8 protein-coding genes are annotated in these 6,940 nt (G+C 29.6%); 1 reads left to right on the top strand and 7 read right to left on the bottom strand.

Features of this window, described 5'->3' with window-relative positions; all coding sequences use genetic code 11:
* Positions 1 to 167: 167 nt before the first annotated feature.
* The 3 genes from VJ881_10740 to VJ881_10730 are packed head-to-tail and all read right to left on the bottom strand — an operon-like array spanning position 168 to position 3,267.
* On the bottom strand, positions 168 to 1,007 hold the full coding sequence (locus VJ881_10740; GenBank protein HKL76528.1) for a carbohydrate ABC transporter permease: 840 nt from the start codon (positions 1,005 to 1,007) through the stop codon (positions 168 to 170).
* Positions 1,008 to 1,031: 24 nt separating this feature from the next.
* Positions 1,032 to 1,946 (bottom strand): sugar ABC transporter permease, encoded by a 915-nt coding sequence (locus VJ881_10735; GenBank protein HKL76527.1) that lies wholly within the window; start codon positions 1,944 to 1,946, stop codon positions 1,032 to 1,034.
* The gene (locus tag VJ881_10730; protein HKL76526.1) at positions 1,939 to 3,267 is read right to left on the bottom strand and encodes an extracellular solute-binding protein; all 1,329 of its coding nucleotides are present in this window, start codon (positions 3,265 to 3,267) and stop codon (positions 1,939 to 1,941) included. The genes VJ881_10735 and VJ881_10730 overlap by 8 nt, the downstream gene beginning before the upstream one ends.
* Positions 3,268 to 3,480: 213 nt before the next feature.
* Between VJ881_10730 and VJ881_10725 the strand changes: the two genes are divergently transcribed.
* Positions 3,481 to 3,705, top strand: a complete 225-nt coding sequence (locus tag VJ881_10725) for a NifU family protein (protein ID HKL76525.1) — start codon at positions 3,481 to 3,483, stop codon at positions 3,703 to 3,705.
* A gap of 60 nt (positions 3,706 to 3,765) precedes the next feature.
* On the opposite strand, the gene VJ881_10720 is transcribed toward VJ881_10725, so the two are convergent.
* The 4 genes from VJ881_10720 to VJ881_10705 form a co-directional block, all read right to left on the bottom strand.
* On the bottom strand, positions 3,766 to 4,107 hold the full coding sequence (locus VJ881_10720; protein HKL76524.1) for a YlbF family regulator: 342 nt from the start codon (positions 4,105 to 4,107) through the stop codon (positions 3,766 to 3,768).
* A gap of 11 nt (positions 4,108 to 4,118) precedes the next feature.
* On the bottom strand, positions 4,119 to 4,598 hold the full coding sequence (locus tag VJ881_10715) for a metallophosphoesterase family protein (protein ID HKL76523.1): 480 nt from the start codon (positions 4,596 to 4,598) through the stop codon (positions 4,119 to 4,121).
* Positions 4,599 to 4,629: 31 nt separating this feature from the next.
* The gene (locus VJ881_10710; protein ID HKL76522.1) at positions 4,630 to 5,769 is read right to left on the bottom strand and encodes a DUF362 domain-containing protein; all 1,140 of its coding nucleotides are present in this window, start codon (positions 5,767 to 5,769) and stop codon (positions 4,630 to 4,632) included.
* Between the two features lie 117 nt (positions 5,770 to 5,886).
* Positions 5,887 to 6,708, bottom strand: a complete 822-nt coding sequence (locus tag VJ881_10705) for a proline/glycine betaine ABC transporter permease (protein ID HKL76521.1) — start codon at positions 6,706 to 6,708, stop codon at positions 5,887 to 5,889.
* Positions 6,709 to 6,940: the final 232 nt, after the last annotated feature.

The following is a 6,940-nucleotide window of genomic DNA, read 5'->3' as shown; positions in this document are numbered from 1 at the left end:
ATAAACGTTTAACTAATCCTCATATTATGAAAGTAGATTTATCTGATAAATTATTTGATTTAAAAAGAAAATTATTAAATCAAAATAGCCAAAAATAAATTAACTTCTAAAATAAAAAGCCGCCTTAAATGGCGGCTTGTTTTATTACTATCTAATTACATATTTTACTAGTCAATTCCCCCTACCGAAAGTCCAGAAATAATATATTTTTGTAAGGCAAGGGCAAAAATAAATGTTGGAATTAACGCTAAAGTTCCAGATGCTGTCATTGCACCCCATTTAGGACCAAATTGACCAATAAAACCACTGACTGCTATGGGAACTGTTTGCACCTCAGATCCTGCTAAAACTAAAGCATACAAAAAATCATTCCAGGAATAAACAAAACTAAAAATACCTGACACAACTAATCCAGGGGCTACTAAAGGTATAAAAACCCAAATAAAAGATTGCATTCTTGAACAACCATCTATTAATGCTGCCTCTTCATATGCCTTTGAAACTCCTTTAAAGAAAGGTAAAATCATCCAGATTATAAAAGGTAAAATAAAACTAATATGAGCTAATATAAGGACAAGGTGCGTATCTAAAATACCAATTTTTCTCATCAAAATAAATAAGGGTACTGATAAAGTAATAGGAGGAATCATTCTACTTATTAAAATACCTAGACCTATTGATTTTTTACCGGTAAAATCAAATCTACTAAGACTATAAGCAGCTAGAGAGCCCAAACTAACTGATATTAAAGAAGTTGTTAAAGCTATAATTACACTATTTATTAAATTATTTATAAAATTCCGTTCAAATAAAACTTCTTTATAATTTTTTAAAGTAGGACTAAATAAGGCAAAAGGATTACTATCAAAAATTGAGCGTGCTGATTTAAAACTACTTGAGATAACAACAAAAATAGGGAAAAGTTCTACAAGTAATAGAATAATTACAGCAGTATAAAACAAAATTTTTTTAGGAGTAGTCCATTTACTTACATCTCTATTTAACAATTTAGTTACCTCCCTATTAACTAATTAAAAATCAAACTGTCTTTTAACTAAAAATATAGAAAATACCAGAGCTATAATTACTAATATATATGAAACACTTGCCGAGAATCCCATATCATAAAAATCAAATGCATTTTTGTAGATAAAAAGAGATAAAATAGTGGTTGAATTACCTGGGCCACCATTAGTCATTACATATATTTCAGAAAATGCCTTTAAAGCATTAAGAACTCTTAAAATTACTGCTATTACAATTGATGGTTTAAGTAAAGGTAAAGTAATATGTTTAAAAATTTGCCAGCGATTAGCTCCAGCAATTTCTGCCGCTTCATAAGGCGCCTTAGGAAAAGTACTTATACTAGCATACATAATCATAAACATAAAAGGCCACATTCGCCATACATCCTGAATAACTATAGCCACAAAAGCTAATCTTGGATGACTTAAAAAAGGAATAGGTGCAAAACCTAATTTCTGAACAAACCAATTAATAGCTCCATATTGTGGATTATACATAAAACGAAAAGCTAAACCTGATACTACCGGCAAAATAAAAGCAGGCAAAAGCAAAAGAGCTCTTACTATTTTATCAGCAAAAAAATCTTTGTTTAAAAATAAAGCTACTGCCATTCCAATAATTAACTCGATACTAACACTAACTCCTACAAATATTAATTGTAATTGAACAGAATGCCAAAAACTTTCACTTTTAAATAATTTTATGTAATTGTCTAAAAAGGTAAATTTCATTGCTTCACCGGAAGCCATATTCCATTCATGAAAAGACAAAAAGAAAGAATAAATCAAGGGAAATAATAAAACTCCACCTAAAATTAATAAAGCTGGACTTAAAAAACCATATGGAGTTATCTTATTTTTAAACCAAAGAGACTTCCGTTTAAAGGAAGTCTCTTCAGTTTTTTTAGGCAATTTACTCATTCTTATACTCCTTAACAATATTTTCAATCTTTTCTTTCATTTCTTCCATTGCTGCTTCGGCTTCCATACTACCAGAAATAACTCTAGAAAAATAAGTGCTTATTTCATCAGATACTTTTGGATATTCAGGAAAACGAGGTCTGTGAACTGCAATATCTCCTGATAAATTTTCCATTAGAGCCTGATACCAGGGATATCTTTTTTGTAATTCTGGATCTTCAAGTAAGTCTTTGCGCATTGGACTCATTCCAGCTTTCACTAATTCTTTTCCTGAATCTTTACTTCCCCACCAATAAGCAAATTCTGCTGCAGCTTGCTTATTTTTACTTGCTTCAGGAATTGCTAATGTCCAAACACCAGTAATAGCTGCTGCTCCACCAGGACCGGCAGGATTAGCTGAATAAGCTAGTTTTCCTGCTGCTACTGAATTTTCAGGATTTTCATGTCCGGCAATTATTGCAGGCCATTGTAATGTGGAAAATAAATTTCCACTTTCCATATTTTGAATAGTTTCTGGATGACCCATACTTAATTTAGATGGTGGGCTAATTTCTAATAATTTATTATAATATGCAAGTGCTTCCACTGCTTTATCAACATCAAGAACTACTTCTAAATCATCATTCATAATTTTAGTACCAAAACTTCTTAAAAGCCACATAAATTCTACAGTAGCTCCTTCTGATTTTACAGTAAAAGGAGCCCATCCATAAAATTGATCTTTTTCATTATATAAAAATTTTCCTATTTCATATAATTGATCTAAATCTTTAGGACCCTGAAGTTCATATCCATATTCTTCTTTAAATTTATTCTGTAAATCAGTATCATTAATTAAATCTTTTCTATAAGTAAACATATATACATTTGCATTAATCGGTAAACCTTTAACATTATTTTGCCAACTACCAGCATCTACTGCCCCCTGAGGAACTACATTAAGATCAACTTTATCTGAAAGTACTTTTGGTTGGGGCCATTCACTATAGTTAATAAAATATGAAGCAAATTTAGGAACATATGGTTCATCTACTGCAACTATGTCATATTTTCCTGTTTCAGAAGTCAAATTCATCGCCATTTTTTGTGTCAAAGATTGAGTAGGTAAATCATCAATAATAACATCAATACCTGTTTTTTCTTCAAATTCATGTACTTTTTCCTTTACAGCCTTACTATGAGCATCTCGCCAGACTAAAACTCTTATCTCAGTATTCTCATATTTTTCATTTGCTTTGATGGAGCTAGAATTTACTATCAAAAAAGATCCAATGAATAAAAATAAAACTAAGGTTAACGCAATATTCTTTTTCTTTAGCATTATCAATTCCTCCCAAATTCACAATTATAATATTTTAATTCACAATTCACCCCAATAATGTCCCTACTTTTATATATTCGACAATTATTTAGTTTTTCCTGCCTTTATTTATTCGACAATTAAAAAATAAAGTTGAGTATTTTTCTTATATTTATATTGCATATTTTATATTATATGTTATAATGAAAAAAAGATTTACTGGAGGTGAAATCAGTGGATAAAAAAGAAGTTCAAAAAATTATAGATAAAATTCGTCCCGGACTACAGGCTGACGGTGGAGATGTAGAATTAGTTGAAGTTACTGATGATGGTATTGTAAAAGTTCAACTTTTGGGAGCATGTAATGGATGTCCAATGTCTACGATGACAATAAAAAATGGTATTGAAAAAACTTTAAAAAAGCATATCCCTGAGGTCGAAGAAGTCAGACCTGTATAATTAAATAAATCGAAATTAAACCCCCTTTAATGTTAGAAGGGGGTTTTTATATTTTTTATTTTACTCATCAATAATTCCAAATTCAAGATCGCCAAATAATATACGTTGAAGATCATTTAACATTACACTTACTCTCTGCTCTGCTTCTAAATATTCACTAATTTTATTATTCATTTGAACTAGGTTTCTCAAATTCTCAAACTTTTCCTTTTCTTCTTCAGTTAATTCCTTACCCGATATTTGTTTTGACTGTAATTTTTGTTCCTGTTTTTGATAATCTAAAAGCATATCTTTAGCTTTTTCATCATTTAAAACAGCCTGCTTTTTTTCCTGGTATTCTTCATACTCATCAGAATTTTTAATTTCTTTAGCTAATTTATGAGCTAAATTATAAGTAGACATAAAAATCCCTCCTAAAATCTAATAATTTGACTTGATATTTTTTTATTCAATTTAATAATACCATAAGAATATTTATCCTGTAAACGTTTTTGGATAGAAGAACCTGGATTGAAAAATAATTGACCTTTAATTTTTTTATTAACAGGTTTATGAGTATGACCAAATATAATGATATCTACTTCAGGGAATAAATATGACAATTTATCAGGAGTAATACTACTTAGCTGATGACCATGAATCATAGCAATTTTATGGCCTTTTAGTTCAAATATTTCTTTTTCATTTAATTTTTTTTTCAAATTATAACGATCAATATTACCTGATACACCCTTAAGCTTATTTTGTTTTTTTAAAGAATTATAAAATTTTAAAGTTTTAAAATCTCCAGCATGTAAAACTAAGTCAACTTTATTAATTTTCTTTTTTACTTCAACTGGTAGTTGGTTAAAATCATCTTTTAAGTGGGTATCAGCTAAAACAAGTATTTCCATCAATTAAACCTCCAACATATCCATATATTTATTATGAGAATAATAATTTGCCTAATAATGGTCTTTTTATTTCTACAGCATTATAACTACATAATTCCTGACAGCAAAAACATCTAATACAATCATCTAAATCAACAACTGCTTTTGAATCAATTAAATCTATTGTTTCTGCCGGACAACTTTCAACACAATCACCACAACCTACACATTTGTCGTGATTAAAAACCGGTCTCGGTCTTAAAATATTTGCTAAAAAATTACTCAAAAACCCAGGTAATTTTTGGTCAATTAAATTAGAGCTTTTTTCTATTTTAGGAATTTTTGTTTCTTTATATGATTCTAATGGATCACCTATTATTTCCAGACTATCAATATCACCTATTAAATTTCTTTTTTGAGAAGAAGCAATTGTAGGAACTTTATTTTGTGGATTAATTCCCATTATATAGGATCCTGCCAAATCAATTGCAAAAGGCGAAGTTGAGGCTAATAACTGATTAAATTTTTTCACCTGTCCTCCTGAAGGGCCATCACCTTCCATTCCTAAAATTCCATCCATTATTGTTAATTCAGGACTAATTAATTCTGCTAAATCAACTAACATTTCGGAAAAGTGTTCTACTTCCTGTAAATTTAAATGATATTCTGCTTTTAAAAGTCCTGGAATAATTCCAAATAAATTTTTCACTGCTCCTGTATACATTGTTAAACCATGAGTTTTTAATTTTGGTAAATTAATAATAAGATCTGCATTTCTGGCATAATTGGCTATTGTAAAAGATTTTTTTATTTTTCCCTTAGAAAAATCTACTTTTGTACCTTCAGTATTATGATTTAATTCTATATTTTCTTCCTTAGCTATTTTTTCAAATCCAGAAATCTTATAAGCCCTATTTATATTTATATCATTAAAAGGTCCGCCAGGGCTATCTGCAATTATTGGTGTACCACCTGCACTTTTGACTAATCTAGCAACTCCTCTTACAATTTCAGGATGAGTTGTTACTGCTTCATTAGGGTTTTTTCCCATTAATAAATTAACCTTAAGAATCACTTTATCTCCATCATTTACATATTTATCTATCCCCCCAAGTAAATCAATGGAATTTTTAATTTTATTAAAAAGATCATCATCATAATTTTTTGCTTTTTTAACAGCAACCCTATCCATTTTACCATCTCACTTTCTTATATTTCATTTTATTAAAATTATAAAGACCTGACAGTTAAGGGTCAGGTCTTTAGATTCTTAACTATCAAATTTTACTTGCAATTTATTTTAAATTCTTTAATCTCTACCAAACATTCTATCAAGAACCATAGCTATAATAACTACACCAAGTCCTGCTTCAAATCCAAGACCAATATCAACAACAGATAATGATCTTAAAACAGGTTTACCAAGTCCACCTGCACCTATCATAGCTGCAATTACAACCATAGATAAAGCAAGCATTATACACTGATTAACTCCCATCATAATTGAAGGCATAGCACCTGGAAGCTCTACTTTTGTTAATAATTGCCACCAATTTGCTCCGAAAGCATGTCCGGCTTCTTTTAGCTCCTCATCAACCTGTTTAATTCCCAGGTAAGTAAGTCTAATTGGAGGGGCTATTGCAAAAACAACAGTAGCAATTACCCCAGATACATTACCTAAACCAAAGAACATAAGAGCAGGTATCAAATATACGAATGGTGGAATTGTCTGCATAAAATCAAGAATAGGACGAGTAATATAATCTATAATTTTATTATGAGCTTTTAGAATTCCTATTGGTATTCCAATTACTAATGCAACAACAACAGAAGTTATTATCGATGCAAGAGTTGTTACTAAAGGATCCCACATTTGCAGATTCCATACCAAACCTAAACCTAATACAACAAATATAGATAATTTATAATTTTTTAATTTCCAGGCAATCAAAGCAACTATTCCAATTAAAACAAAAGCTGGGGAAAATGCTAATAAACTTTCTATATTATTAATCATTGCCCCAATAAAATTTGAAAATGCATCTAAGGGGCCACCAAAATTATTTATCAAGAAATTTACAAAGTTTTCTACCCAATTTCCCAAAGGTATTTTTGTCGATAAAATATTCATTATATTAGTAACTGTAATCAACCTCCTTTTACCAAATATTTCTCTAGCGGTATCCTAATAATCAGGACACCGCCAGAGGAAATTATTTTTTTACTTCATTTAAATATAATATTTTTTACTTGAAAATTTATTTTTTAATGAAATTACTTGTTTTCAACTATTCTTCTAATAGCTTTTCTAGCCATTTCTCCATCAGTAGTTTCTACTCCAAATACCCACTGATCTACAATAT

This window comes from Halanaerobiales bacterium (assembly GCA_035270125.1).
In the GTDB taxonomy this organism is placed as follows: domain Bacteria; phylum Bacillota; class Halanaerobiia; order Halanaerobiales; family DATFIM01; genus DATFIM01.
This window is presented reverse-complemented; position numbering and strand designations above follow the sequence as displayed.

Coding starts and splice junctions, on each gene's coding strand:
- VJ881_10735 (HKL76527.1), bottom strand. CDS start 1,946: ATGAGTAAATTGCCTAAAAAAACTGAAGAGACTTCCTTTAAACGGAAG.
- VJ881_10730 (HKL76526.1), bottom strand. CDS start 3,267: ATGCTAAAGAAAAAGAATATTGCGTTAACCTTAGTTTTATTTTTATTC.
- VJ881_10720 (HKL76524.1), bottom strand. CDS start 4,107: ATGTCTACTTATAATTTAGCTCATAAATTAGCTAAAGAAATTAAAAAT.
- VJ881_10715 (HKL76523.1), bottom strand. CDS start 4,598: ATGGAAATACTTGTTTTAGCTGATACCCACTTAAAAGATGATTTTAAC.
- VJ881_10710 (HKL76522.1), bottom strand. CDS start 5,769: ATGGATAGGGTTGCTGTTAAAAAAGCAAAAAATTATGATGATGATCTT.
- VJ881_10705 (HKL76521.1), bottom strand. CDS start 6,708: ATGAATATTTTATCGACAAAAATACCTTTGGGAAATTGGGTAGAAAAC.